This window comes from Halomonas sp. SS10-MC5 (assembly GCF_015992245.1).
GTDB classification, from domain to species: Bacteria; Pseudomonadota; Gammaproteobacteria; order Pseudomonadales; family Halomonadaceae; genus Halomonas; species Halomonas sulfidoxydans.
Window position 1 is genome coordinate 1,692,273 of sequence record NZ_CP065435.1, and the last position, 26,586, is coordinate 1,718,858.

At 67.1% G+C, this 26,586-nt stretch carries 25 protein-coding genes; 18 read left to right on the top strand and 7 right to left on the bottom strand.

Translation table 11 applies throughout. From position 1 onward, the window contains the following. The first annotated feature begins 34 nt into the window (after positions 1–34). The 6 genes from I4484_RS08000 (at position 35) to I4484_RS08025 (ending at position 6,680) form a co-directional block, all read left to right on the top strand. Positions 35–1,063, top strand: a complete 1,029-nt coding sequence (locus I4484_RS08000; RefSeq protein WP_197450427.1) for a PstS family phosphate ABC transporter substrate-binding protein — start codon at positions 35–37, stop codon at positions 1,061–1,063. 103 nt (positions 1,064–1,166) lie between these two features. Beyond that, positions 1,167–2,423 carry a phosphate ABC transporter permease subunit PstC gene (pstC, locus tag I4484_RS08005; RefSeq protein ID WP_197450428.1) on the top strand — a complete coding sequence of 419 codons (1,257 nt, stop codon included), beginning with the start codon at positions 1,167–1,169 and terminating at the stop codon, positions 2,421–2,423. A gap of 18 nt (positions 2,424–2,441) precedes the next feature. After that, positions 2,442–3,608, top strand: coding sequence for a phosphate ABC transporter permease PstA (pstA, locus tag I4484_RS08010; RefSeq protein ID WP_197450429.1), 1,167 nt, complete (start codon positions 2,442–2,444; stop codon positions 3,606–3,608). A 57-nt stretch (positions 3,609–3,665) separates the two neighbouring features. Beyond that, positions 3,666–4,475: a phosphate ABC transporter ATP-binding protein PstB gene (gene pstB, locus I4484_RS08015; RefSeq protein ID WP_197450430.1), complete on the top strand. Its 810-nt coding sequence runs from the start codon at positions 3,666–3,668 to the stop codon at positions 4,473–4,475. A gap of 57 nt (positions 4,476–4,532) precedes the next feature. Further along, positions 4,533–4,886: a metalloregulator ArsR/SmtB family transcription factor gene (locus I4484_RS08020; RefSeq protein ID WP_234283514.1), complete on the top strand. Its 354-nt coding sequence runs from the start codon at positions 4,533–4,535 to the stop codon at positions 4,884–4,886. 114 nt (positions 4,887–5,000) lie between these two features. Then, the gene (locus I4484_RS08025) at positions 5,001–6,680 is read left to right on the top strand and encodes a methyl-accepting chemotaxis protein (RefSeq protein ID WP_197450432.1); all 1,680 of its coding nucleotides are present in this window, start codon (positions 5,001–5,003) and stop codon (positions 6,678–6,680) included. Here the strand turns inward: I4484_RS08025 and arsB are convergent. Next, on the bottom strand, positions 6,677–7,762 hold the full coding sequence (gene arsB, locus I4484_RS08030; RefSeq protein ID WP_197450433.1) for an ACR3 family arsenite efflux transporter: 1,086 nt from the start codon (positions 7,760–7,762) through the stop codon (positions 6,677–6,679). The two genes, I4484_RS08025 and arsB, sit on opposite strands and share 4 nt — an antisense overlap. A 131-nt stretch (positions 7,763–7,893) precedes the next feature. Between arsB and I4484_RS08035 the strand changes: the two genes are divergently transcribed. Further along, complete coding sequence (locus I4484_RS08035; protein ID WP_197450434.1) at positions 7,894–8,514, top strand: ATP-binding cassette domain-containing protein; 621 nt, start codon at positions 7,894–7,896, stop codon at positions 8,512–8,514. Beyond that, the gene (gene fetB, locus I4484_RS08040) at positions 8,505–9,308 is read left to right on the top strand and encodes an iron export ABC transporter permease subunit FetB (RefSeq protein WP_197450435.1); all 804 of its coding nucleotides are present in this window, start codon (positions 8,505–8,507) and stop codon (positions 9,306–9,308) included. The genes I4484_RS08035 and fetB overlap by 10 nt, the downstream gene beginning before the upstream one ends. A 51-nt stretch (positions 9,309–9,359) precedes the next feature. On the opposite strand, the gene I4484_RS08045 is transcribed toward fetB, so the two are convergent. Next, positions 9,360–10,547: an acetyl-CoA C-acyltransferase gene (locus I4484_RS08045; RefSeq protein WP_197450436.1), complete on the bottom strand. Its 1,188-nt coding sequence runs from the start codon at positions 10,545–10,547 to the stop codon at positions 9,360–9,362. 167 nt (positions 10,548–10,714) lie between these two features. Between I4484_RS08045 and I4484_RS08050 the strand changes: the two genes are divergently transcribed. The 5 genes from I4484_RS08050 to I4484_RS08070 all read left to right on the top strand — a co-directional run bounded on the left by I4484_RS08050 (position 10,715) and on the right by I4484_RS08070 (position 16,571). Further along, on the top strand, positions 10,715–11,299 hold the full coding sequence (locus I4484_RS08050) for a TetR/AcrR family transcriptional regulator (RefSeq protein ID WP_197450437.1): 585 nt from the start codon (positions 10,715–10,717) through the stop codon (positions 11,297–11,299). Positions 11,300–11,473: 174 nt separating this feature from the next. Then, a complete protein-coding gene (locus I4484_RS08055; RefSeq protein ID WP_197450438.1) occupies positions 11,474–13,138 on the top strand; it encodes an AMP-binding protein in 1,665 nt (554 codons plus the stop codon). Between the two features lie 16 nt (positions 13,139–13,154). Further along, a complete protein-coding gene (locus I4484_RS08060; protein ID WP_197450439.1) occupies positions 13,155–13,922 on the top strand; it encodes an SDR family NAD(P)-dependent oxidoreductase in 768 nt (255 codons plus the stop codon). A 91-nt stretch (positions 13,923–14,013) separates the two neighbouring features. Next, positions 14,014–14,466, top strand: a complete 453-nt coding sequence (locus tag I4484_RS08065) for a MarR family winged helix-turn-helix transcriptional regulator (protein ID WP_197450969.1) — start codon at positions 14,014–14,016, stop codon at positions 14,464–14,466. A gap of 293 nt (positions 14,467–14,759) precedes the next feature. Then, positions 14,760–16,571, top strand: a complete 1,812-nt coding sequence (locus tag I4484_RS08070) for an acyl-CoA dehydrogenase C-terminal domain-containing protein (RefSeq protein WP_197450440.1) — start codon at positions 14,760–14,762, stop codon at positions 16,569–16,571. A 110-nt stretch (positions 16,572–16,681) separates the two neighbouring features. Here I4484_RS08070 and I4484_RS08075 read toward each other — a convergent pair whose 3' ends face one another. Both I4484_RS08075 and I4484_RS08080 read right to left on the bottom strand, forming a co-directional pair. Beyond that, complete coding sequence (locus I4484_RS08075) at positions 16,682–17,692, bottom strand: alpha/beta hydrolase (RefSeq protein WP_197450441.1); 1,011 nt, start codon at positions 17,690–17,692, stop codon at positions 16,682–16,684. Then, a complete protein-coding gene (locus I4484_RS08080; protein WP_197450442.1) occupies positions 17,689–17,991 on the bottom strand; it encodes a helix-turn-helix domain-containing protein in 303 nt (100 codons plus the stop codon). The genes I4484_RS08075 and I4484_RS08080 overlap by 4 nt, the downstream gene beginning before the upstream one ends. A gap of 179 nt (positions 17,992–18,170) precedes the next feature. On the opposite strand from I4484_RS08080, the gene I4484_RS08085 reads away from it, so the two are divergent. Beyond that, positions 18,171–18,431, top strand: a complete 261-nt coding sequence (locus I4484_RS08085) for a hypothetical protein (protein WP_197450443.1) — start codon at positions 18,171–18,173, stop codon at positions 18,429–18,431. Positions 18,432–18,451: 20 nt separating this feature from the next. On the opposite strand, the gene I4484_RS08090 is transcribed toward I4484_RS08085, so the two are convergent. Next, on the bottom strand, positions 18,452–18,877 hold the full coding sequence (locus tag I4484_RS08090; RefSeq protein WP_234283513.1) for a DUF721 domain-containing protein: 426 nt from the start codon (positions 18,875–18,877) through the stop codon (positions 18,452–18,454). Between the two features lie 97 nt (positions 18,878–18,974). On the opposite strand from I4484_RS08090, the gene I4484_RS08095 reads away from it, so the two are divergent. The 4 genes from I4484_RS08095 to I4484_RS08110 all read left to right on the top strand — a co-directional run bounded on the left by I4484_RS08095 (position 18,975) and on the right by I4484_RS08110 (position 24,545). Continuing rightward, positions 18,975–19,367 (top strand): hypothetical protein, encoded by a 393-nt coding sequence (locus I4484_RS08095; RefSeq protein WP_197450445.1) that lies wholly within the window; start codon positions 18,975–18,977, stop codon positions 19,365–19,367. Positions 19,368–19,429: 62 nt separating this feature from the next. Continuing rightward, positions 19,430–22,168, top strand: a complete 2,739-nt coding sequence (secA, locus tag I4484_RS08100; RefSeq protein ID WP_197450446.1) for a preprotein translocase subunit SecA — start codon at positions 19,430–19,432, stop codon at positions 22,166–22,168. Positions 22,169–22,262: 94 nt separating this feature from the next. After that, complete coding sequence (gene argJ, locus I4484_RS08105) at positions 22,263–23,492, top strand: bifunctional glutamate N-acetyltransferase/amino-acid acetyltransferase ArgJ (RefSeq protein ID WP_197450447.1); 1,230 nt, start codon at positions 22,263–22,265, stop codon at positions 23,490–23,492. 93 nt (positions 23,493–23,585) lie between these two features. Continuing rightward, positions 23,586–24,545: a Nudix family hydrolase gene (locus I4484_RS08110; RefSeq protein WP_197450448.1), complete on the top strand. Its 960-nt coding sequence runs from the start codon at positions 23,586–23,588 to the stop codon at positions 24,543–24,545. 56 nt (positions 24,546–24,601) lie between these two features. Here the strand turns inward: I4484_RS08110 and I4484_RS08115 are convergent, their stop codons facing one another. Then, positions 24,602–25,504, bottom strand: coding sequence for a carbon-nitrogen hydrolase (locus I4484_RS08115; protein WP_197450449.1), 903 nt, complete (start codon positions 25,502–25,504; stop codon positions 24,602–24,604). Continuing rightward, positions 25,501–26,562 carry an agmatine/peptidylarginine deiminase gene (locus tag I4484_RS08120; RefSeq protein ID WP_197450450.1) on the bottom strand — a complete coding sequence of 354 codons (1,062 nt, stop codon included), beginning with the start codon at positions 26,560–26,562 and terminating at the stop codon, positions 25,501–25,503. The genes I4484_RS08115 and I4484_RS08120 overlap by 4 nt, the downstream gene beginning before the upstream one ends. Positions 26,563–26,586 lie beyond the last annotated feature (24 nt).

A 26,586-nucleotide genomic window follows, 5' to 3' on the forward strand; every position in this document is an offset into this window, starting at 1 on the left:
CGAGATACCTTTCTCATCGACAGGAGTGACCCGCATGAACCGCACCAACCAGGGCCGTGTCTTCAAGGCTACGATCGTCGCCGCCGCCGTCATGGGCGTAGTGGGCGTCGCACAGGCTCGCGATCAGATCCGCATCGTCGGCTCCAGCACCGTCTACCCGTTTGCCAGCTACGTGACGGAAGAGTTCGGTGCCGTCACCGATTATCCGACGCCGGTGATCGAGTCGACCGGCTCCGGCGGCGGCATTCGTCTGTTCTGCAACGGTGTGGGTGAGGGCACTCCGGATATCTCCAACGCCTCGCGCCGCATCAAGCCCTCCGAGCTCGAGCGTTGCGAAGAGAACGGCGTGACCGAGGTCACCGAGGTCAAGATCGGCTCCGACGGCATCGTCTTCGCCCAGTCCAGCGCCAACGAAGCGCTCGACCTGACCCTCGAGCAGCTGTTCCTCGCCGTGGCCGCCAAGGTGCCGGTCGATGGCGAGCTGGTGGACAACCCCTACGAGAAGTGGAGCGACATCGACGCCTCGCTGCCGGATCGCGAGATCTCCATCTACGGCCCGCCCAGCACCTCGGGTACCCGCGATGCCTTCGAGGAACTGGTCATGGAGGCCGTATCCAGCGAGATGGACGTGTACGGCGAGGAGGGCTATACCGAGATTCGCGCCGACGGTGCCTACATCGACGCGGGTGAGAACGACAACCTGATCGTCCAGCGCCTCTCCGAGGATACCAAGGCCTTCGGCATCTTCGGCTACTCTTTCCTCGTCGAGAACCCGGACGCCCTGACCGCCGCCAGCATCGATGGCGTCGAGGCGCAATCCGAAGCGATCAGCGCCGGCGACTATCCGATCGCCCGCTCGCTGTTCTTCTACGTCAAGAACCAGCACGCCCAGGACGTGCCGCCGCTGTACGACTATGTCGAGATGTTCGTCTCCGAGGAGATGATCGGCGAAGGCGGCTACCTGACCGACCTCGGCCTGATTCCGCTGCCCGAGGCGGAGCGCGAGCAGACGCGCGGGAAGGTGGAGGAGCGTGCCAGCCTGCAGGTTTCCGACCTGAAATAAGCAGGTAGCAGGCAGGGAGGCCTGGTTCGGCCGGCAGCCTACGGGCTGCCGGCCGTCGCACGTTCCGGCAGCCACCTGCCGTCGTCGTCACCGAGAGAGAGATATGCAGACCAACCACCTTCTGACACTCTTCCTAGGCGGCCTGCTGTTGCTGGGTCTGGTTGCCTTCACGCTGGGGCGAACCAAGGCTGCCAGGGTCCGAGCGTCGGGCCAGGCCATGTACGCTCAGCCCGATCAGTATGCCTGGTTCACCGTGATTGCCACCGCCGGTCCGGCGCTGCTGGTCGGCGCCGTCGGCGCCTTCCTCATGCTGCTGCTGGGCGCCGAGATTCCCACTGCCTACTTGCTGACGGTCAGCCTGGCAGTCGCCGCCATCGGTGCCGCTGTCGGCATCCGCTGCGTGCGTCCCGACTTCCACGCTCGACAGGCAATTGAGCGAGTGATTCGCTGGCTGCTGGTGAGCGCTGCGCTGATCTCGATATTCACCACCTTCGGGATTCTGTTCTCGATCGTCTTCGAGGCGCTGCGCTTCTTCCAGATGCACAGCTTCTGGGACTTCATCACCGGGACCGTCTGGAACCCCGGGGCGAGTTTCCTTGCCGCGGCAGGCCGCGCCGACGAGGGCGGTAGTGCTGCCCAGTTCGGCTCGGTACCGCTGTTCGCCGGTACCTTCATGATCACCGCGATCGCCATGCTGGTCGCCATCCCCATCGGCTTGCTGGCCGCCATCTACATGGCGGAGTTCGCACCCCGGCGCGTGCGCACCTTGGCCAAGCCGACCCTCGAAGTACTCGCCGGCATACCCACCGTGGTCTATGGTTTCTTCGCGGCGATTACCGTGGCGCCGATCATCGTCAACCTCGCCAATGCCATCGGGCTGGATGCGTCCTACAACAACGCGCTTGCCCCCGGCGTGGTGATGGGCATCATGATCATCCCCTTCATCTCTTCGCTCTCCGATGACGTGATCAACTCGGTACCGGACAGCATGCGCCAGGGCTCATTGGCCCTGGGAATGACCAAGGGCGAGACCATTCGTGACGTGGTCATACCTGCGGCGCTGCCCGGCATCATCTCGGCCTCGCTGCTGGCGGTGTCGCGTGCCCTGGGCGAAACCATGATTGTGGTGATGGCCGCCGGCATGCGGCCCAACTTGACGGCCAACCCGCTCGAGGACATGACCACCGTGACGGTGCGCATCGTGGCTGCGCTGACCGGTGATCTGGAGTTCGAGAGCGCCGAGACGCTCTCGGCCTTCGCCCTGGGGCTGGTGCTGTTTGCCGTCACCTTGAGTTTGAATCTGGTATCCGTGCTGATGATCCGCCGCTTCCGCGCCAAGTACCGCGTCAACAACCTGTAACGCCGAGGACACGACCCGATGAGCCAATCCTTCGACGTCATCAGCGCACAGCTGAAGAAGCGTCACCGCCGGTCGGCGCGGCTGAAGTGGATTTCCATGAGTGCGCTGGGGCTGGCAGGCCTGTTCCTGGTGCTGTTCTTCGCCGACATGCTGAGCAAGGGGCTGCCGGCCTTCCAGCAGGCCTATGTCCAGGTCGAGCTGGAGTACAACGAGGATGCGACCCGCATGGGGCGCGCCGCCATGGACCCCGAGGTGGCCCGGCTGGTGAGTCGTACCTTCGAGCGCCTCATTCCGGGCATGATTCGCAACGACCCCGACCTGCTGGGCACCAGCGAGACCCGCTGGGTGCTGGCCAACAGCCAGGTCGACCAGTACCTGAAGGGGCATGCCAACAAGCTGCGCGACAACGAGCGCGAGGCAGTCGACGAGCTGGTCGAAGCCGGGCGAATGGCGCTGCGCTTCAACACCACCTTTTTCACGCGTGGTGATTCCAAGATGGCCGAGAGCGCGGGCATCCTGTCCGCTGCGGTGGGTACGGTGCTGACCATGCTGGTGACGCTGGCCATTTCCTTCCCCATCGGGGTGATGACGGCGGTCTATCTCGAGGAGTTCGCGCCCGACAATCGCCTGACCCAGCTCATCGAGATCAACATCAACAATCTGGCGGCGATTCCTTCGATCCTGTTCGGTCTGCTGGGCCTGGCGATCTTCATCGGCTTCTTCGGTGTGCCGCGCTCGTCGCCGCTGGTAGGCGGGATGACGTTGGCACTGATGACGCTTCCCGTGATCATTATTGCCACCCGTACGGCGCTGCGCAGCGTACCCGACTCGATCCGCCACGCCGCCTTCGGCGTGGGCTGTTCGCGCTGGCAGGTGGTGCGCGACCACGTGCTGCCGCTGGCCATGCCGGGCATCATGACCGGCTCGATCATCGGCCTGGCCCAGGCCATGGGCGAGACGGCACCGCTGATCATCGTCGGCATGGTAGCCTTCATTCCCGACGTTTCGGCCTCGTTCACCCAGGCCGCCACCGTACTGCCGGCACAGATCTTCACTTGGGCCGGCGAGCCGGAGCGCGCCTTCGTCGAGAAGACCGCGGGCGGCATTCTGGTCCTGTTGTCCATCCTCATTTTCCTCAACGCCAGTGCCGTCATCCTGCGCAAGAAATTCGAGCGCCGCTGGTAGGCCAACCGAGGTCACGAATCGATGAACATTCAAGTTTCCGAGCGGAGTAGTACCCCCATGTCCCGACCCCAGACCGGCCAGCCGGTGACGCACAACCCTGATGCCAACCATGAATTGAGCATCCGCGTGCGCGACCTCAGTCTCTGGTACGGCGACACCCAGGCGCTGAAGAGCCTCAACATCGACCTGTATCAGAAGAACGTCACCGCACTGATCGGCCCGTCGGGCTGCGGCAAGTCGACCTTTCTGCGCTGTCTCAACCGCATGAACGACCTGATCCCCGGCGTGCGCATCGAGGGGCTGGTGGAGATGGATGGTCGCGACGTCAACGCCCGCAAGATGGATGAGGTGGCGCTCAGGCGCCGCGTGGGCATGGTGTTCCAGAAGCCCAACCCGTTTCCCAAGTCGATCTACGAGAACATCGCCTATGCCCCGCGCATGCACGATCTGGTCGGGCGCAAGGCCGAGCAGGACGAACTGGTGGAGCGCGCCCTGCGCGACGCCGGCCTGTGGGAGGAGGTCAAGGACAAGCTGCACCAGCCCGGTACCTCGCTGTCGGGCGGCCAGCAGCAGCGCCTGTGCATCGCGCGGGCGATCGCCGTGCAGCCCGACGTGATCCTGATGGATGAGCCGACCTCGGCGCTCGACCCCATCTCCACCGCCACCATCGAGGACCTGATGGACAAGCTGAAGAAGCAGTTCACCATCGTCACGGTGACCCACAACATGCAGCAGGCGGCGCGGGTGGCCGACTATACCGCCTTCTTCCATCTCGGCGAGATCATCGAGTACAACGACACCAAGACGATGTTCTCCACGCCGGCCACCAAGAAGGCCGAGGACTACATCACCGGACGTTACGGCTGAGACGGGCGGGTCGGCTGCGGTAAGATGGAGGCAGACTCAGCAACCGCGAGAGATGGCGTGCCCTCAGCGACCCCGACCCGCCTGTTCAAGTGCCTCGCCGACGAGACTCGCCTGCAGTTGACGCTGCTGATCCGGCGCGAGGGTGAGCTGTGCGTGTGCGAGATGACCCATGCACTCGGCGAATCCCAGCCCAAGATATCGCGCCATCTGGCGCAGCTGCGCGAATGCGGGCTGCTGCAGGATCGCCGCGACGGCCAGTGGGTCTATTATCGGCTGGCCGAGCGCCTCGCCGACTGGATGACGGCCGTCCTCGCTGCCGCCGAGGCCGGTGAGGCGTCCCGCCTGGATGCCTTGCAGGCGCGATTGCAGCATATGGGCAATCGCCCGGAGCGCCGCGCCGCGCTCTGTTGATCTTCCTGCCGTCAGACGTTGCCTACCCCGAACTGTCATCTTCAGCTGTTACTAATCTACCCGCGGGCGGCCTGCATGGGCCGTGTCGGATGACAACCAGGACGCGGGGAAGGTATGCAACGATTCCAAGACATGACGGTACGGCTCAGTTGGTCGCTGGTGCTGGTGGCTTTCAGCGTGTTGATCGCGGGAGCCGGTGGGCTGGGCCTGGTTTCCAATCATCTGAGCCGCGACGCCTTCGGTACGCTCAATCGTCTCAACGTGGAGCAGGCGGGTGCGCTGAACCGCACCTATACCAGCCTGCTTCAGGCACGCCTGGACATGGACCGCGCCGCCGAGCTGATGCGGGCGCCGGCCTTCGAGCTGCCGGGACCGGTGCTGGAGCGTGCGGGGGGCAGCCTGGCCGGCGCCGAGCGAGCCTTCCGGGCGTTTCTCGACATGCCCGTGGCCGAGCAGCGCGGGGCGGATGTCGAGGCGCTCGTCGAGCGCTACCGGTCGCTGGTGGACAACAACATGAAGCTGCAGATGCTGCTGCTCGAGGAGGGCGATGACGCCGGCTATCGCTCCGGGCAGTCTCGCGTTCACGACAGTGGCCAGGCCTTCGTCGAGGCGGCCGATGCCTTTCTTGCCGGCTCGACGGCACGGGGCGAGGCCCTGACGCGGCGCTTCGAGCGCCTGGCCAATGGCATGACCTGGGCAATCCTGGCGGCGCTGCTGCTCGCGGTCGTGTTGATCGCCGGCGTCATCTGGGGCGTCACGATTAACGTCATCCGGCCGCTGCGACGCATCGTCGAGCACTTCCAGCGTATCGCGAGGGGCGACCTGTCCGCCCCGGTGGAGGCGAGGGGGCGCAACGAGATCGGCCAGCTGTATGCCGAGCTCGCCACCATGCAGCGTTCGCTGATCGGGACTGTGGGCCTCCTGAGCAGCGCCAGTGACAGCGTCCACCTGGGCAGTCGCGAGATGGCCTCACACAACCAGGCGCTGGCGGCCCGGACCCGCCAGCAGGCCGTGGCGCTCGAGCAGACCGCCGCCAGCCTGGAGCAGCTGACGGCGACGGTTGCCAGCAACGCCGACAATGCCCGTCAGGTGGGCGAGTCGGCGGAGGCCGCCACCCAGCGTGCACGAGAAGGCGAGGGCGTCATCACGCGCTTCGTCGCTACCATGGACGAGATCCATGGCCACTCCGACGAGATCGCCAGCATCGTCGGGGTGATCGAGTCGATCGCCTTCCAGACCAACATCCTGGCGCTCAACGCCTCGGTCGAGGCGGCTCGCGCAGGCGATCAGGGCCGGGGCTTCGCGGTGGTGGCAAGCGAGGTCCGCGCCCTGGCATCGCGTAGCGCCGAGGCAGCGCGGGACATCCAGCAGCGCATCCAGGCGTCCCGGGCGAGCGTGGCCGAGGGCAACGTCCTCTCGCTGCGGGCCGCCGAGCATACCCGGGGCATCATGGCGGCCATCGAAAGGGTCGATAGGCTGATGGAGCAGGTCGTACACGCCTCGGCAGAGCAGCGGCTCGGCATCGAGGAGGTGAACCGGGCCATGGGGCAGATGGAGGCTTCCACCCGTGACAGCAGCCTGCTCGTCGAACAGGCCGCGGCAGGTGCCGGCGAGCTCGAGGTGCAATCGCTGCGCATGCAGGAGCAGGCCCAGCGCTTCGTGCTGCCCGCTGCGCAACCTGCCCATGGCATGACCGGGTCATGGGGGCCGCCTGCGGTTGGTTCCCGGCAGAAGCCCGAAGACACGGAGACGCCCGTGCAGCGCCCGATTGAAACGCTGCTCGAGCCGGCTTAGCCCTGGCCCACGCTGGCTGGTGAAAAGAGGTGTCGGGTGTTGTTGGCGATGCGCACCAGGGCCAGCATCAGCGGCACCTCCACCAGCACGCCCACCACCGTGGCCAGCGCCGCGCCGGACTGCAGGCCGAACAGCGCGATGGCGGCGGCCACGGCCAGCTCGAAAAAGTTGCTGGCGCCGATCATCGCACCGGGGGCGGCCACGTTGTGCGGCACTCTCCAGGCCCTGGCCCAGCCGTAGGCGATGTAGAAGATCAGGAAGGTCTGCACGATCAGCGGAATCGCGATCAGTACGATGTGCAGTGGGTTGGTGAGGATCACGTCGCCCTGGAAGGCGAACAGCAGCACCAGGGTGACGATCAGACCGATGGGAGTGATCGGCCCCACCCGCTTCATGAAGACATTGTCATACCATTCATTGCCGTGGCGGGCGATGAGAAAGCGCCGGGTCAGATAGCCGGCGGTCAGCGGAATGACGATATAGAGCAGGACTGACAGCGCCACGGTATCCCAAGGCACCTGGACGTTGGAGACGCCGAGCAGAAACACCACGATGGGGGCGAAGGCGAACAGCATGATCAGGTCGTTGAGAGCCACCTGTACCAGGGTGTAGGCAGCGTCGCCACGGGTCAGGGTGCTCCAGACGAAGACCATCGCGGTGCAGGGCGCGGCACCCAGCAGGATCGCGCCTGCCAGGTACTGCTGTGCGAGAGGCTCGGGGATCAGCGGACGAAACACCACCATCAGGAAGAACCAGGCGATGACGAACATGGTGAAAGGCTTGATCAGCCAGTTCACCGTGGTGGTGATGATAAGCCCCTTGGGCTGGCGGCGAACGCCGAGCACGGCGGCGAAATCGATCTGGGCCATCATCGGGAAGATCATGGCCCAGATCAGGATTGCCACCGGGATCGATACCTGGGCGACCTCGAACCGGGCTAGTGTTTCGGGCACGGCAGGGGCGAACTGGCCGAGCAGCACACCGGCCACGATGGCAAGCGCTACCCACACGGAGAGAAAGCGCTCGAATCGCCCCATGCCTTTGGCGGAGGAGGGAGCCTGCGAGAGAGTGTCGTCGGACATGTACCGCTCCTGCACGCGAAGGGATGGGCGAAAGATATATGCTTTTCCATATGTGAGCAATGCCGCCAGGCGTGTCGAATCCAGGGCCTGCGCTGCTATGATTCGGCCAACGGCTATGATGGGGAAGCGACTTGGGCCCAACCGAACCTCTGCGGCTCGCCGGCGTCGGCATCGGTGCGCTGAATGGCATCGACCTTAAGGTCTCGCCCGGCGAGATCGTCTGCCTCTCCGGGGCCAGCGGTTCAGGCAAGAGCCGACTGCTGCGCGCCGTGGCCGACCTCGAGCCGCATGCCGGCGAAGTCTGGCTGGGCGGGCAGGCCCAGTCGCAAACGCTCGGCCACGCCTGGCGGCGTCGGGTGATGCTGGTGCCCGCCGAGAGCCACTGGTGGGCGGAAACGGTGGCCGAGCACTTCGTCAAGCTGCCAGGGGCTGCCGAACTACAGACGCTGGGGCTGGCGGAAGACGCCCTGACCTGGCAGGTGGGGCGGCTCTCCACCGGCGAGAAGCAGCGCCTGGCGCTGCTGCGGGCCGTGAGCCGCGAGCCCAGGGCGCTGCTGGTCGACGAGCCCACCGCCAACCTGGACGCCGAGACCGGCGCGCGGGTGGAAGCCTGGCTGGCGGCGCGTATTCATGAGCGCGGCTGGCCGACGCTGTGGGTCGCCCATGACCGCGGGCAGATCGCCCGGGTGGGGCGCCGCCACTGGCGGATCGCCGGCGGACGGCTGGAGGAGGTGGAGGTCGCATGGACGTGATTGCGCTCTCCTGGTGGCAGCTGGCGCTGGCGGCGACAATGGTGATGCTTCTCGCCGGCTGCACCGCCGCGATGCGGCTGGGCATGAGCCGCAGCCTGCTGATTGCCGCGCTGCGTACCGTGATCCAGCTGGCGCTGGTCGGTCTGGTGCTCGAGGCGCTGTTCGCCGCCGAGCGACTGGCATGGGTCGTGCTGATGGCGCTGGCCATGCTGCTGGTCGCCGGGCGCGAGGTGATGGCGCGCCAGAAGCGCCGCCTGCTGGGTGGCTGGGCCTTCGGCATCGGCACGCTGTCGATGTTTCTCTCCTCGTTCACCGTCGCCGTACTGACCCTGACGGTCGTCATCGGCCCCGAGCCGTGGTATCGCCCGCAGTACGCCATTCCGCTGCTGGGCATGCTGCTTGGCAACACCATGACCGGGGTGGCCTTGGCGCTGGATCGCCTGACCGATACCGCCTGGCGTCAGCGCGGCGTGATCGAGAACCGCCTGATGCTCGGCGAACCCTGGCAAGTGGCGATCGGCGACATTCGTCGCGAGGCGATGCGCAGCGGGCTGATGCCGATGATCAATGCCATGGCCGCCGCGGGGGTGGTCAGCCTGCCGGGCATGATGACGGGGCAGATACTCGCCGGCACGGCGCCAAGCCTGGCGGTGAAGTATCAGATCCTGATCATGTTCGCGATCACGCTGGGCACCGGCTTCGGCACCTTGGTTGCGGTGGCCGTGGGCAGCCGTCGCCTGTTCGATGCCCGCGAGCGGCTGCGGCTCGATCGCCTGTCGCTGCCCCGTTCATGACGACGCCCGCAGCCCCTGCCGGGGCTGCGGGCGTCTGGTGGCAGGGGTGGCTCAGTCGATCAGTTCGACCGCCACCGCGGTGGCCTCGCCGCCGCCGATGCACAGGCTGGCGATACCGCGCTTGCCGCCACGGGTGCGCAGGGCATGGATCAGCGTGGCGATGATGCGCGAGCCGGTGGAGCCGATGGGGTGGCCCTGGGCGCAGGCGCCGCCGTAGACGTTGACCTTGTCGTGGGGGATGTCGAGCCCGTCCATGGCCAGCAGGGTGACCACGGCGAAGGCCTCGTTGATCTCGAACAGATCGACGTCGGCCACACTCCAGCTGAGCTTTTTCATCAGCTTGTCGATGGCGCCCACCGGGGCGATGGTGAACTCGCTGGGATGCTGGGAGTGGGTGCTATGGCCCAGCATGCGTGCCAGGGGCCTGGCGCCGAGCCGGTCGGCGGCGGCCTGGCTGGCCAGGATCAGCGCGGAGGCGCCGTCGGAGATCGAGCTGGAGTTGGCGGCGGTGATGGTCCCGTCCTTGGCGAAGGCGGGGCGCAGCTGGCGGATCTTGTCGAGCTTGGCCTGGAATGGCTGCTCGTCGTGCTCGACCACGCTCTCGCCCTGGCGGCTGGTGACGGTGACCGGCGCCATTTCGGCCTTCAGGTGGCCGGCGTTGGTGGCCTCCATGGCGCGCTCCAGCGAGGCGATGGCGAAGTCGTCCAGGCGCTCGCGTGAGTAGCCGCGCTCGCTGGCGATGTCCTGGGCGAACACGCCCATCAGCTTGCCGGTCTCGGCGTCCTCGAGGCCGTCGAGGAACATGTGATCCTTGAGCTCGCCGTGGCCCAGTCGATAGCCGGTGCGCGCCTTGGTCAGCACGTGCGGGGCGTTGGACATCGACTCCATGCCGCCGGCCAGGATCACCTCGCCGCTGCCGGCACGGATCAGGTCGTGGGCCAGCATGGTCGCCTTCATGCCCGAGCCGCACAGCTTGTTGATGGTGGTGGCACCGATGCCATCGGGAATGCCGGCCTGGCGCATCGCCTGGCGGGCGGGCCCCTGCTTGACGCCACCCGGCAGCACGCAGCCCAGGATGCCTTCGTCGATGGCGCTGGACTCGATGCCGGCGCGCTCGATGGCGGCGCGAATGGCGGTGGCGGCGAGCTCCGGAGCGGTCAGGCTCGAGAGGCTACCCAGCATGCCGCCCATCGGGGTGCGGGCGGCGGAAAGGAACACGATGTCGGTAGGGCTGCTCATGGTGGCGCTCTCCTGTCGAATCATCCGTTGTGTTTGTCGTCCTCGAGAGCTGACCTCGACAGGGCTCTCGAGCGTATCGTTGGGCGTGCTCTGCAGCAGTCGCGTTGACCTGCCGGCGACGCTGTGCTTTTCTCAAGATCAACCAAGCAAGCGCTAGTGTAAACCCGATGAATGTCGTTAACGAGTCCCCACGCCGCAAGGAATTGACCCGTCTGGCCGCTCAATTGTTCGTCCAGGAGGGCTTCGATCGCACCACGGTGCGCATGCTCGCCCAGGAGATGGGCATCAAGTCCGGTAGCCTGTTCCACCATTTTCGCGACAAGCAGGAGATCCTCGCCGCCGTCATCGAGGAGGGCACCCAGAACGCCCTGACGCTGGCGCGCCAGGCCCTGGAGGAGTGCGGGGAATCAGCCAGCGAACGCCTGCACGCCATGGCCCGGGCTCACCTGCAGACGCTGCTGACCGACCGCAACGCGCATGTCGTCGCGCTCTACGAGTGGCGCCGGCTGGACCCCTCGGCACGGGATCACCTCAGCCATCTGCGCGACGCCTACGAAGAACTCTGGGAGCAGGTCATCGACGAAGCCCTGGTCGCCGGGCTCATCCATGGCGACCGTTTCCTGGTGTCGCGCTTCGTCATGGGCGCTTTGAATTGGACGGTGCGCTGGTACGACCCCGAGGGGCCGCGCAAGCCGGACGACCTGGCCCATGAGCTGGTGGCCATGATCACTTCCTCCTCTCGCGCTTCCTGATCCCGGCTTCCTGACTCGACCAAGGTCTAGCCTACGACCGCTACCACGGGGGTTGCCCCGTCCCGGCTTTGCTTCTAGTTTGTACCTAGCGCTTGCTAGGTTGACGCTTACGTCAACGGCATCTAAGCAGTAAGAGTTCAACAACAAGCACAATCCGGCACAAGAGGGCAGTCAATGAGCACGCCAACCCTTCCTGCGTATTCCACCTACTACGGGCGTTTTTCCATCGATGCGGTCATTGACCGTCTCGATGATCACGGCGACGGCAAGTTCAACGCCTACGAGTCCTGCTGCGGCCGCCACCTGCGTGCGGGACGGGGCGACGTGCTGGCGCTGGTTCACGAGGATACCCAGGGCAACGTCAACCGGCTCACCTACGCCGAGCTCGAGGCACAGAGCGCCCGGCTGGCCGGCTGGTTCGCCGAGCGTGGCCTCGGGGTCGGCGATCGCATCGCCTGCATGCTGCCGCGCTCTCGCGAGCTGCTGGTCGCGGTGCTGGCCACTTGGCGTATCGGGGCGGTCTATCAGCCCTTGTTCACTGCCTTCGGCCCCGATGCCGTCGACTACCGCCTGGGCCGGGCCGACACCAAGCTGGTGATCACCGATCACGCCAACCGCTTCAAGTTCGACGGCCTCTCCCAGTGCCCGCCGGTGCTGGCGGTGGGCGGGCCGAGCGAAGGGCATGCCAGCGACCTCGACTGGAGCGAGGCGCTGGGTCATTCACCGATCCAGGCCAACCCGCCACGGCTCTCGCCGGAAGCACCGTTCCTGCAGATGTTCACCTCGGGCACCGTGGGCAAGCCCAAGGGCGTGGCGGTGCCGCTCTCCGGCATGCCGGCCTTCGCGCTCTACATGGAGCTGGCCATCGACTTGCGCGAGAGCGACCGCTTCTGGAACATGGCCGACCCCGGCTGGGCCTACGGGCTCTACTACGCCATTGCCGGGCCGCTGCTGCTGGGCGTGACCACGCACTTCTGCGAGGCCGGCTTCAGCGCCGAAGGAGCGTTGGCGTTCATGCAGCGGCACCGCATCACCAACTTCGCCGCCGCCCCGACCGCCTATCGCCTGATGAAGGCCTCGGGGCTGTTCGACAGCGCCCACGAGAGTCTCGAGCTGCGCGTGGCCAGCTCCGCCGGCGAGCCGCTCAACACCGAAGTGGTGACCTGGGTCGAGCGCTCGCTGGGCTGTCCGGTGATGGATCACTACGGCCAGACCGAAACCGGCATGACCTGCTGCAACCATCATGCCCTGGAGCATCCCAAGCACGTCGGTGCCATGGGCGTGCCGATGCCGGGCTATCGCCTGGCCATTCTCGACGCCGAATACAACGAGCTGCCCCCGGGGGAGCCCGGCGTGCTGGCGGTGGACATCGAGCGTTCGCCGGCGCACTTCTTCGCCGGCTATACCTGGCAGGAGAAGCATCCGTTCGCCAAGGGGTACTACCTGACCGGCGACGTGGTGATCCGCAACGAGGACGGCACCTTCCAGTTCGCCGGCCGCGACGACGACATCATCACTACGGCCGGTTACCGGGTCGGGCCCACCGACGTGGAGAACACCGTGCTGACCCATCCGGCCGTGGCGGAATCCGCCGCGGTGGGCCAGCCCGATGACATCCGCGGCGAAATCATCAAGTCCTATGTGGTGCTGCGCGAGGGCTTCGAGGCGAGCGACGAGCTGGCCGAGGAGATTCGCCAGCGCGTGCGCGAGCGACTCTCCACTCACGCCTTCCCGCGGGTGATCGAGTTCGTCGATGCACTGCCCAAGACGCCCAGCGGCAAGATCCAGCGCTTCAAGCTGCGCGCCGATGCCGCCGAGAAGGCCGAGGCAGCCAAATGAACCGGGAGACAACCCAATGCAAGTGAAGGACCGTACCTTTCTGATCACCGGCGCCGCCTCCGGCCTGGGAGCGGCCACGGCCGAGCGGCTCGTTGCCGGCGGCGGCCGGGTGGTGCTGTGCGACCTGAGCGTGGACGTCGATGCCCACGCCGAAAAGCTGGGTGAGGCGGCCCGCGCGGTGCGCGGCGACGTGACCTCGGCCGAGGACATGCAGGCGGCGGTCGACGCCGCCGTCGCCCTTGGCGGTGAAGCGGGGCTGGCCGGCGTGGTGCACTGCGCCGGTGTGGTCAGCGTGGCCAAGCTGGTCGATCGCGAAGGCAACCCCGCCGATCTCGAGGCCTATGCGCGTACCGTGCAGATCAACCTGATCGGCACCTTCAACGTGATGCGGCTGGCGGCCTCCGCCATGGCGAAGAATGGACCGAACGACGACGGCGAGCGCGGCGTCATTGTCAATACCGCCTCCATTGCCGCCTTCGACGGCCAAGTGGGGCAGTGCGCCTACAGCGCCTCCAAGGCCGGGGTGGTGGGCATGAGCCTGCCGGCGGCACGCGAGCTGTCGCGCCATGGCATCCGGGTGATGGCCATCGCGCCTGGGGTGTTCCAGACGCCGATGATGAGCGAGATTCCCGACGAGGCCGCCAAGGCACTGGCCGCCTCGGTGCCGTTCCCCAAGCGCCTGGGAAAGCCCGATGAGTTCGCCCGCCTGGCCGAACAGATCATCACCAACGCCATGCTCAACGGCGAGGTGATCCGCCTGGACGGGGGCATTCGCATGCAGTGAGCGTTGGCAGCGGCGCCTTGGCAGGCATCGGCTGGCGCGCTAGCGTAGGGCGCACGACGAGACGCACGACAAGAACAGGGGAGCCCCCGTGATGGCCAGTCAGGAGATCGGCGCCGACCTCAAGCTCGACAACCAGCTCTGCTTCACGCTCTACTCCACCTCGCTGCTGATGACCAAGTTCTACAAGCCCCTGCTCAAGGGGCTTGGCCTTACCTACCCGCAGTACCTGGTGCTACTGATCCTGTGGCAGGAGGATGGACTGAGCGCCGGGGCCATCAGCCGCCACCTGATGACCGATACCGGTTCGCTCACTCCCGTATTCAAGCGCCTGGAGGCCGATGGGTTGCTCCGGCGGGTGCGCAGCCGTCGCGACGAGCGGGTCGTGGAGCTGTTTCTCACCGAGCAGGGGAGGGCTTTGCAGGCCCGCGCTCAGGAGATCCCCGACTGCGTGGTAATGGCCAGCGGCCAGCCGGCCTCGGAGCTCGTCGAGCTCAAGGCGCGGCTGGAGGCGCTACGGGAGAAGCTGCAGGAGGCTATGCCCTAGGAACAAGGCGGGTCCTGTGCCCGGCATGGGTGGGTTTGGTTTTTATCTTGCGCGCCATTGTTTATCACTCCATATGTATGTGCGCTATTTTCTTGCTTTCTGTACGCTTCCTGAACACCTCTCCCGTGGCATAGGGCGCCTGGCCGGGCTCGTGGGTGAGCCGAGAATTAAAACGGGCGCTTGACTCCAAGGCTTCGGCGAGCTAGTTTCAAACACATGTTTGAAAGCGGCCCTCGCTGCTTTCACTCGCCCGCTTTCAGGCGACCTAATGGCGACCTTTGTGGAGAGTAGAGATGCCCGACTACCAGGCCCCCCTGCGCGACCTTCGCTTCGTGATGGATGAGTTGCTGGACTATCCCGCACACTATGCCCGGCTGCCGGGCGGTGAAGAGGCCACGCCCGACGTGGTGGCCGCCATCCTCGAGGAGGGGGCGCGCTTTGCCCGCGAGGTACTGCTGCCGCTGAATCAGAGCGGTGACCGGGAGGGCTGCCTGCTGGAGGGCGGCGAGGTCAAGGCGCCCAAGGGGTTCCGTGAAGCCTACCAGCAGTACGTCGAAGGCGGCTGGCCGAGCCTGGCGGCGGACCCCGCCCACGGCGGCCAGGGGCTGCCGCACTCGCTGGCCATGGTACTCAACGAGATGGTGTGCTCCACCAACCTGGCCTGGGGCATGTATCCCGGGCTGTCCCATGGCGCCGCCGATGCGCTGCGTCATCATGGCACCGAGGAGCAGCAGGCCACCTACCTCACCAAGCTGGTGGAGGGCGTGTGGACCGGCACCATGTGCCTGACCGAGCCGCACTGCGGCACCGACCTGGGGTTGATCAAGACCCGCGCGGTGCCCACCGCCGACGGCGCCTACGAGATCACAGGGACCAAGATCTTCATCTCCGCGGGCGAGCACGACCTGGCCGAGAACATCGTCCACCTGGTACTGGCCAAGCTGCCGGATGCGCCGGAGGGCTCCAAGGGCATCTCACTGTTCGTGGTACCGAAGTTCTTGCCCGACGCCGAGGGCAACCCGGGCGAGCGTAACGGCGTAGCCTGTGGCTCGCTGGAACACAAGATGGGCATCCACGGCAACGCCACCTGCGTGATGAACTTCGATGCCGCCCGCGGCTTTCTCGTCGGGCCGCCCAACAAGGGGCTGGCCTGCATGTTCACCATGATGAACGCCGCGCGCCTGGGCGTGGGCATCCAGGGCCTGGGGCTGACCGAGGCGAGCTTCCAGAATGCCCTGGCCTATGCTCGCGATCGCCTGCAGATGCGTGCCCTCTCTGGCCCGCAGGCCCCCGAGAAGCCCGCCGACCCGATCATCGTTCACCCGGACGTGCGGCGCATGCTGCTGACCCAGAAGGCCTTTGCCGAGGGAGGCCGGATGCTGGTGCTGTACACCGCCCAGCTGCTCGATGTCGTCGAACACGGCCAGGACGCCGCCGAGCGCGAGCGCGCCGAGACCCTGCTGGGCCTGCTGACCCCAATCGTCAAGGCGTTCCTCACCGAGGTGGGCTTCGAGGCCACCAACGAGGGCGTGCAGGTCTTCGGCGGCCACGGCTTCATCCAGGAGTGGGGCATGGAACAGCTGGTGCGCGATTCGCGTATCACGCGCCTCTATGAAGGCACCACCGGCATCCAGGCCCTCGACCTGCTGGGCCGCAAGGTGCTGATGAGCCAGGGCGAGAGCCTCAAGGTCTTCACCAAGGAGATTCACAAGTTCTGCAAGGCCGAAGAGGGCAACGCCGAGCTGGCCGAGTTCATCGCGCCGCTGGCCAAGCTCAACGCCGAGTGGGGCGAGCTGACCATGGGCATTGGCATGAAGGCCATGAACGATCGCGAAGAAGTCGGGGCGGCCAGCGTCGACTACCTGATGTACTCCGGTTACGTGACGCTGGCCTACCTCTTCGCCCGAGCTGCCAGACAGGCGCGCGAGGCACTGGCGGCGGGCGGCGGCGACGCCGCCTTCTACGAGGCCAAGATCAAGACGGCGCGCTTCTACTTCCAGCGCCTGCTGCCGCGCACCCTGGCCCATGTGCGCATGATCCAGGCCGGTGCCGAACCGCTGATGGCACTGTCCGCGGAGGAGTTCGGCCTCGGCTTCGAGATCTGACCCCTACCAGGCACTCTCTCGGTCAGTGCGACTGATCGGTGTCTTGCGGCGGGCCCTGCCCGCCGCTTTTTTTCGTCCTGTTGAATTCACCTGCCCGGCGACGTTAGCGCTCAATCGCAGTGCGAAGCCAGCGTGCTCTCACGTGTGACCTCGTAGCCTGAGGGCAGCTTGCCACCGGGCGCAAGCAGCCAGGCTGCGAGGTCCTGCTCGGTGCGGTCGCGCCGCGTGTAGCGTGTCAGCATGTGGTAGCCGCCGGGGTAGAGCGCGAGGCGGATCCCTTCATCGTCGGGGAGGCGTCGCAGCAGGGCGCAGTAGGCTTGCATGGGGATGATCTGGTCCTCGTCGCCGTAGAGCACCAGGGCGGGTGGCGGCAGCTCGCTGGCGGCCTCGAGGGCAAGCCCCATGGTGCGGGTCAGGCCGTAGAGGGTGTCGACCCGCGCGCTGCGCAGGATCAGCGGGTCGCTGGCCAACTGCCGCTTGATCGCCTCGTCGTCGGTCGGCTCGATGCCCAGGCGACGGGGGGTGCGTATCGAGAAGCTGACCTGGGGGATCAGGCGCACGCCCAGCCATAATCCGAGGCGCTGGTACCAGGGCATGGCCTCCCTGCTCCACACGGCCGGGGAGATCAGCACGCTGCCGTCCACCGGGGGCGGCTCGTCGGCGCTCATGGCGAGCAGCGTCACCGCGGCGCCCATGCTCTTGCCGACCAGGTACAACGGCGTATCGGGGTGGCGCTCGCGCAGCAGCGCGGCGAGCAGGAGGACGTCGTCACGCAGCCGCTGGTAGCCGGGCCACACTCGACGCTGCGCAGTGGTGCCGAAGCCGCGCTGGTCGTGGGCATAGACCTCGATGCCATGTTCGTTCAGGGCGCTGGCCATGATCTCGAAGCTGCCGGCATGGTCGTTGAAGCCGTGTATCGCCAGCACCACGACCTCGGTTTCCTCCGTTGCAGGCCAGTGGCGCAGCGGCAGGCGGTAGCCATCGCCGGCAATGACCTGGTAGGAGGTCAGCCGGGGCTCGCTGCCGCCGGGCCCCGGTGTCTGCAGCTCCGGTCCGGCGCAACCCTCCAGCAGGAGTGCCAGGGGTACGAGCAGTGCCGCGGTCCAGCCAGGCCGCTTCATGACAGCGCGGGATAGCCCAGGGTGCGGCGCAGCCGTTCGGCATGGCGGGCCACCCAGTCCCGGTCGATGGGCCCCCAGTCGGTGATCTCGTAGCGGCCGCTGTTGTGGCGTTCGCCCGCGGCGGGACGAAATTCGCAGCGCATGTCCAACTCCTCGAGCGCCTTGAGCGTATCCTGGGCGGTACGCCGGGGCATGCCGGTCGCGGCGATGATGGCCGGCACGCTGGCGATGCCGTTGGCAATCAGATGGGCGAGATAGAGGCGACGATAGAAGCTGGACTGGGTCTTGCTTGGTGACATGGGCGACCTATTGTAGCGCAAGGGGCGGTTGACCAGCATAGCGCCGGGCGTGGTGCGGCTCCAGACCGGGTCGGCCGCAGGGGGTGTCCCGGCCTGCGTCATCACCTACAGTGAAAGCGAATGGCCCAAGTTCGAACCGGTGCCGGTTGCGGCCGGCATGGTCAGGCGGGAGGAGAGCGATGACCGTCAAGCACGTTGAAAAGAAGGAGCTGCTGGCCCAGGTAGGACGCTGCATGTTCGGGGAACGGCTGGTGGTCGAGCGCGAAGGCAAGCGCTTCTCGGCGCGTGTCCAGCATGTGGGGGTTACCGGCGTGAAGGTCGTGCCCGAGACGATGTTGGTCGAGCACGAGGGTGAACCCGGCGACATCAACGGGATTACCGTCTCCTATGACGACATTCGCGAAGTCGACATCGACGGTACCATCTTCCGCCTGGCGTGAGCGACGCGGGGCAGGTCGCGCTAGAGATCTCGCTCGGCGTGCGAGGCGAGGCGTTCCAAGGCGCGCTTGAGGCGCGGGTCGTCGACGTCGGCGGCGCAGGCGGAGATTTCGTCCGCGGCCGGGGCCGGCAGCGTGCGCACCTGGCGGGGTGGCACCTTGAGCGGGCGCACGGGGCGCACCTTCAGGCTGAAGCCGGTGACCGTGGCGAATTCCGGCAGCTGGTGCAGCAGCTCGAGCAGCCGTGGCTGCTCATAGCGCAGCCAGGTCAGCCACACCGCACGATCGGTGAGCAGGGTCAGCTTGCCGTCGCGATAGCCTCCTACGAACAGGTGCTCACGCACTTCCTCCGGGAGGTGCTCGCGAAGGTGCTGCTGGGCCCGGGCGACCAGCCTGGCCGTGCGCATCAGCGGCGCCAGCTCGCCCTTGCCTCCCAGCAGGCGAGACATGGGCTGTGCTCGTGAGCGCTTAACCTTTATACTCATGGGCTTGTTTCTCGTCCGAACCAACACGCCAAGCCTAGCACGCTCGGAGACCCGCGACAGCATGACCGCCGCCCAGCCACAGGATCGTAGCGTCGCCAGCCCGTCGGCTGCGTCGCCTCGCTGTCGTCAGCGGTCGCGCTGGTGGCTGGCCGGGCTGCTGGTAAGCTGCCTGCTGCCGGCCGGCCTGACCCAGGCGGAAACGCTGCGCCTGGCCGAGCGGGTGGTACAGACCTGCATTCTCGCCCCCACGCTGATGCGTGCCCGCTGTCGCTACGTGGCCCGCCGCCGCGCCTTGCCACGCTGGCCGCAGCGGCGCCCGATGGCCGTGGCAAGGCGTGTCGTGCCAAAGCGCCTGGCGCCCCCGCGTCGCTGGGCGGCCGCCCATGACGTCCTTTCCCGCCGCGGGCCTCCCCGCGTGCCGCGTCGTCCCCAAGCCAACCCATGCTGCCGGTGACGGCTGGTTCCCGCCAGTCCTGAACAGCGCCGGCTGAACGCGACACGCAGAATGGACGTTTCATGATCAATTCTTTGTTACGCAAGGTCGTCGGCTCCAAGAACGACCGCGAAGTCAAACGCATGCAGCGCCAGGTGGCGCAGATCAACGCGCTGGAACCGCAGTTCGAGGCGCTCGACGATGCCGCGCTCCGGGCGCGCAGCGAGGAGTTCCGCCAGCGCCTTTCCGCCGGCGAGAGCCTCGATGACCTGCTGCCCGAGGCGTTCGCCACGGTGCGCGAGGCCAGCAAGCGCGTGATGGGCATGCGCCACTTCGACGTGCAGATGATCGGTGGCATGACCCTGCACCGCGGACGCATCGCCGAGATGAAGACCGGCGAGGGCAAGACCCTGGTGGCGACGCTCGCGGTCTATCTCAACGCCCTGCCGGGCAATGGCGTGCACGTGGTGACCGTCAACGACTACCTGGCGCGCCGCGACGCCGAGTGGATGCGCCCGCTGTACGAGTTCCTCGGCCTTTCGGTGGGCATCATCTACTCGGGGCAGACGTCCGAGGAGAAGCGTGCCGCCTATGCCTGCGACATCACCTACGGCACCAACAATGAATACGGTTTCGACTATCTGCGCGACAACATGGCCTTCTCGCTGGAGGACAAGGTCCAGCGCGGCCTGAGCTTCGCCATCGTCGACGAGGTCGACTCGATCCTGATCGACGAGGCGCGCACGCCGCTGATCATCTCCGGCGCGGTGGACGAGAACACCGAGCTCTACAAGGTGGTCGACCGCCTGGCGGCCCAACTGGAGAAGGGCGAGGTCTCCGAGGACGACGAGGCGCCCGTCAGCGGCGACTTCCTGCTCGAGGAGAAGCACAAGCAGGTCGAGATCACCGAGGCTGGCCACCACAGGGTCGAGGAGCTGATGCGCGCCGAGGGGCTGCTCGGCGAAAACGATTCGCTCTACGCTGCCCAGAACCTCAACCTGCTGCACCACATGCATTCGGCGCTGCGCGCCCGCCATCTCTACCACCGCGACGTCGACTACATCGTCGCCAACAACCAGGTGGTGATCGTCGACGAGCACACCGGGCGCACCATGCCGGGGCGGCGCTGGTCCGAGGGCCTGCACCAGGCGGTGGAGGCCAAGGAGGGCGTACCCGTGCAGCGCGAGAGCCAGACGCTGGCCTCGACCACCTTCCAGAATTATTTCCGCCTCTACGACAAGCTGGCCGGCATGACCGGCACCGCCGATACCGAGGCCTTCGAGTTCCGCCAGATCTACGGCCTCGACGTGGTGGTCATCCCCACCAACCGGCCACTGATCCGCCGCGACCTCAACGACCTGGTCTACCTCACCGCGGAGGAGAAGTTCGAGGCCATCATCGACGACGTCAAGGCCGAGACCGAGGCCGGCCGCCCGGTGCTGGTGGGTACCGCCTCCATCGAGACCTCCGAGTACCTGGCCGGGCTGATGAAGCAGGCCGGGCTGCGCTTCAACGTGCTCAACGCCAAGCAGCACCAGAGCGAGGCCGAGATCATCGCTCAGGCCGGTCGCCCCGGGGCCATCACCATTGCCACCAACATGGCCGGTCGCGGTACCGACATCGTGCTGGGCGGCAACTGGGAGGCCGAGGCGGCCAAGCTCGACAACCCCAGCGCGGCGCAGATCGAGACGCTGCGCGAAGAGTGGCGGGTGCGTCACGAGGCGGTGCTGGAGGCCGGCGGCCTGCACGTGATCGGCTCCGAGCGCCACGAGTCGCGGCGCATCGACAACCAGCTGCGCGGCCGTGCCGGCCGCCAGGGCGACCCGGGCTCGACGCGTTTCTTCCTCTCCATGGAAGACAGCCTGATGCGCCTGTTCGGCTCCGACCGGGTGCAGCGCATGATGAAGGCGCTGGGCCTGGAGCGCGGCGAGGCGATCGAACACAAGATGGTCACCAATGCCGTGGAGCGGGCGCAGAAGAAGGTCGAGAGCCGCAACTTCGACATCCGCAAGCAGTTGCTCGAGTACGACGATGTCGCCAACGACCAACGCCGCGTGATCTACGAGCAGCGCAACGAGATTCTCGCCGCCGAGGACGTTTCCGAGAACGTGCTGGGCATCCGCGACGAGGTGCTCGATCTCGCCATCAGCGACTTCGTGCCGCCGCAGAGCCTGCCGGAGCAGTGGGACCTGGCCGGCCTGCAGGAGCATCTCAAGACCGAGTTCCATCTCGACGCACCCGTAATCGAGTGGTCCGAGCAGGACGAGCGCTTCCACGAGGAGCAGCTGCGCGAGCGTCTGCACGAGATGCACCGCGGCATCTATCGGGAGAAGATCGAGATTGCCGGCGCCGAGCTGATGCGCCGCTTCGAGAAGCAGATCATGCTGCAGGTGCTCGATACGCGCTGGAAGGAGCATCTGCAGTCGATGGATCACCTACGCCGCGGCATTCATCTGCGCGGCTATGCGCAGAAGAACCCCAAGCAGGAGTACAAGCGCGAAGCCTTCGAGCTGTTCCAGACGCTGCTGGCCAACATCAAGGCCGACATCACGCGGATCACCAGCCACGTGCAGGTGCGCCGCCCGGAGGAGGTCGACGAACTCGAACGCCAGCGGCGCGAGGCGCTGGAGCGTGAGAAGGCCGCCGCTGCCAGCCGTCACGAGGCGCCCGAACTTGCCGAGGGCGAGGAGCCGGCCGGGGCCGCGATGCCGGCGGCCGACGCGCGCCCCGTGCGTCGGGAAGGACCCAAGGTGGGGCGCAACGATCCCTGCCCCTGTGGGTCGGGCAAAAAGTACAAGCAGTGCTGCGGCCAGTTGAGCTGAAGCGAATGCCTGCGCGCCGTGTGCCTGGCGGCGCGTTTGCGTGCGGGGCCGCTCGGCCATCAGATCGTGCTGTTAACTGAGGAGTGAACGTTCCATGGCGGTGGGTGAGACACGTTTTCCGGCCATGCCGGCCATCGAGGGGCTGCGCCTGGGTACCGCCATGGCGGGCATCAAGAAGCCGGGCCGGCGCGACCTGGTGGTGATCGAGATTGCCGAGGGTGCGCGGGTGGCGGGCAGCTTTACCCTCAACGCCTTTTGCGCCGCGCCCGTTACCGTGGCCAAGGAGCACCTGGCGACCTGCCAGGCGCGCGGTGAGGGGGCCCGCCTGCTGGTGATCAACACCGGCAACGCCAACGCCGGCACCGGCCAGGCCGGCCTGCGCGATGCCCGGGCGACCTGCGCCGAGCTGGCCGGGCTCGCCGGCGTGTCGGCGGACAGGGTGCTGCCGTTCTCCACCGGGGTGATCGGCGAGCCGCTGCCGATGGAGCGGCTGCTGGGCGGCCTTGCGCCGGCGCTCGGGGCGCTTGGCGCCGACAGCGAAGCGTGGCAACAGGCCGGCGAGGGCATCCTGACCACCGATACGCGCCCCAAGGGGGCCAGCGTGACCCTGGAGCTGGGCGGGGGCAGGGTGATCATCAACGGCATCAGCAAGGGCTCGGGCATGATCAAGCCCAACATGGCGACCATGCTGGCCTTCGTCGCCACCGATGCCACCATCGAGCAGGCGCTGCTCGATTCGCTGCTGCGCGAGACGGTGGATCGCTCGTTCAACTGCATCACCGTGGACGGCGACACCTCGACCAACGATGCCTGCATGCTGATCGCCACCGGCCGCGGTGCCACGGTTGCCAGCGACGAGGAGATCGCGCTGTTCCGCAACGGCTTGCAGCGGGTCATGACCGAGCTGGCACAGGCGATCATCCGCGACGGCGAGGGCGCCACCAAGTTCGTCACGCTCGAAGTCACCGAGGCGGCGAGCCGCGAGGAGGCGCTGGAGGTGGCCTTCACCGTGGCGCACTCGCCGCTGGTGAAGACGGCGCTGTTCGCCTCCGACGCCAACTGGGGGCGCATCCTGGCGGCGGTGGGGCGCGCCCCGGTACGCGACTTCGACGTCGAGCGGGTGACCATCGACCTGGGCGACGTGAGACTGGTCGAGAACGGCGGCCGGGCCCCGGGATACACCGAGGAGCAGGGTAGTCGGGTGATGCGCGAGGCGGAGATCGTCATCCGTATCGCGCTGGGCCGAGGCGAGGAGAGCGCCACGGTATGGACCTCCGATCTGTCCCACGATTATGTCAGCATCAATGCCGATTATCGCAGCTAGGCCATCGCAGCTAGACAGGGCCGCGACGCATGAACATCACCCCTGCGCCGCTCGTGACGGTGCGGGACCAGCGGGTAGGAGTCAATGAACGTAATGGTGAAGAGAAGGGTGCACGTGGCGGCGGCCGCCATCATCAGCAGCGATGGCCAGAAGGCGCTGATCGCCCGCCGTCCCTCCAACGTCGATCATGGTGGTCTGTGGGAGTTTCCGGGTGGCAAGCTGGCGCCCTACGAGACCGGCCTTGAGGGGCTCAAGCGCGAGCTGCACGAGGAGCTCGGGGTGGAGATCCGGCGCGCGCAGCCGCTGATTCGCGTGCATCACGAATATCCCGACAAGCACATCCTGCTCGATGTCTGGCAGGTGCATGAGTTCAGCGGCGAGCCGTTCGGGCGCGAAGGGCAGGCGGTGCGCTGGGTGCCGCTCGACGAGCTGGTCAACTACCCGTTCCCGGCGGCCAATCTGCCGATCCTGCAGGCGGTGATGCTGCCGACCGAGTACCTCATTACCGATGAGGAGCAGGACGAGGCGGTGTTCGATACCTGTCTCGAGCGGGCGCTGGTGGAGGATCGCGTGCGCCTGGTCCAGCTGCGGGCCAAGACCCTCGACGAAGCCGCCTACCTGGAACGTGCCGAGCACGCCCTGGCGCTGTGTCGCCGGCATGGGGCGCGCCTGCTGCTGAATGGCGAGCCGGAGCTGCTGGGTCGCGTCGACGCAGACGGCATCCACCTGACCAGTGAGCGGCTGATGAGTCTGGAGCGGCGGCCCATTGCCGAGAGCAAATGGCTGGCGGCATCGACCCACGATCGCCAGCAGCTCGGTCAGGCCGCCCGTATCGGCTGCGACTTCGTCACCCTGTCGCCGCTGCGCACCACGCCGTCGCACCCCGAAGTGGCGCCGATGGGCTGGCATGACTTCCAGCAGTTGGTGGAGCGCGCCGCCATGCCGGTGTTCGCGCTGGGCGGCATGACCCGCTTCGACGCCAACCACGCCCGTGCCGTGGGTGCCCAGGGCATCGCCTCGATCCGCGATTTCTGGAAAGCGCCGGAGGCCTGAGTTCCAGCCCGTCGGCCGCGCGGGCATGGCTCGCTCGGCCACCCGCCGCGATTCGTTCAGTCTCTATAGCGCCGGGTCAGGTCGCCATAGGCGTCGATGCGACGGTCGCGCAGGTAGGGCCAGATGCGCCGCACGTCCTCGCCGCGGCTCATGTCGAGCGTGACCAGCAGGCGTTCGGCCTCGGTGCCGGCGTGGGCCAGCAGCTCGCCCTGAGGGCCGGCGACGAAGCTGCCCCCCCAGAAGTCGATACCGTCGCCGACGCCGGAGTGGTCCGGTTCGTGGCCGACGCGGTTGGCGACGATCACCGGCAGCCCGTTGGCCACCGCGTGGCTGCGCTGGATCAGCGTCCAGGCCTCCTTCTGGCGTGACTTCTCGCCGTCGTCGTCGCCGGGGCTCCAGCCGATGGCGGTGGGGTAGAGCAGCACTTCCGCGCCGGCCAGTGCCATCAGGCGCGCCGCTTCCGGATACCACTGATCCCAGCAGACCAATAGCCCCAGCCGGCCCACCGAGGTGTCGATGGGCTGGAAGCCCTGCTTGCGGCTGTCGTCCTGATCGCCCGGGGCGAAGTAGAACTTCTCGTAGAAGCCCGGATCGTCGGGGATGTGCATCTTGCGATAGACGCCGACCTGGCCGCGGTCGCGGTCGTAGACCACGGCGGTGTTGTGGTAGAGGCCCGGGGCGCGGCGCTCGAACAGCGAGCCCACCAGCACGATGCCGAGTTCGGCCGCGAGCGCCGCCAGGCGCTGGCCGGTGGGGCCGTCCAGAGGCTCGGCCAGGTCGAACAGCTCGGTGGCCTCGTACTGACAGAAATAGTGCGTGGCATGCAGCTCCTGCAGCAGTACCAGCTCGGCGCCGGCAGCCGCCAACTCGCGCACGCCGGCTTCGCTCTCGGCCAGGCTGCGCTCCTTGTCCGGCCAGGCGGGTTGCTGGACCAGGCCGACCTTGAGGGTGCGGGTCATGAGGTTTCTCCTTGCTGTGTAGCGGCGTTCAGGCTGCCCAGGGGGAGCTGCATGGTGAGACAGTGCAGGCTGCCGTGCTGGCGGATCACGCTAAGACAGTCGATCGGCACGATGTCGCGGTCGGGGAAGGCCTCGGCCAGAGCGGCGAGCGCCCGGCTGTCGGCGGCGTCACCATAGACAGGCACCAGCACCGCGGAGTTCACGATCAGGAAGTTGGCATAGGTGGCCGGCAGCCGGTGGCCGTCCTCCGGATCGTAGCAGGGGCGCGGCCACGGCAGCGGCACCAGGCGGTAGGGCTCGCCGTCGGCGCGGCGAAACGCCTTGAGCTCGGCCTCCATGGCGGCCAGCGCCGGGTAGTGCGGGTCGGCGTCGTCGTCGCAGCGCATGTAGGCGATGGTGGCCGGGTCGCAGAAGCGTGCCAGGGTATCCACGTGGCTGTCGGTGTCATCGCCTTCGAGGTGGCCATTGGCCAACCACAGCACGCGCTCGATGCCGAAATCGGCCCTGAGCATGCCCTCTACCGCCCCGCGGTCGAGCTGCGGGTTGCGGTTGGGGTTGAGCAGGCAGGCCTCGGTGGTGAGCAGGGTACCTGCGCCGTCGGTGTCGATGGCGCCGCCTTCAAGCACGACGTCGCGCCCCTCGATCGGGCAGGCGTAGACGCCGGCTTCGGCCAGCCGGCGGGTCAACCGGTCGTCGCGTCCGGCCTCGAACTTGCCGCCCCAGCCGGTGAAGACGTAATCCAGCAGCACGGGCTGGCCGTCGCGCTCGATGGCGATGGGGCCATGGTCCCGGGCCCAGGTGTCGTCGGCCTCGGCCACGGCCAGCCGCAGGCGCGAGGCATCGACCCCCAGGTTGGCGAAGCGCCGTGCGAGATGGCTGCGGGTGGCGGTGTCGGGCACCGCGATCAGCACCTGCTGATAGCGCGCGATGGCCACTACCATCGCTTCCATGGTGGCCTCGATGCGCTCGAGCAGCGGCGCCCAATCGCTGGTCGGGCTGGGCCAGGTGAGCTGGATGGCATCCTGAGGATGCCATTCGGGAAGCAGGCGGTTGGCCATGAACGAAGCCTCTTGAGTCGCGTC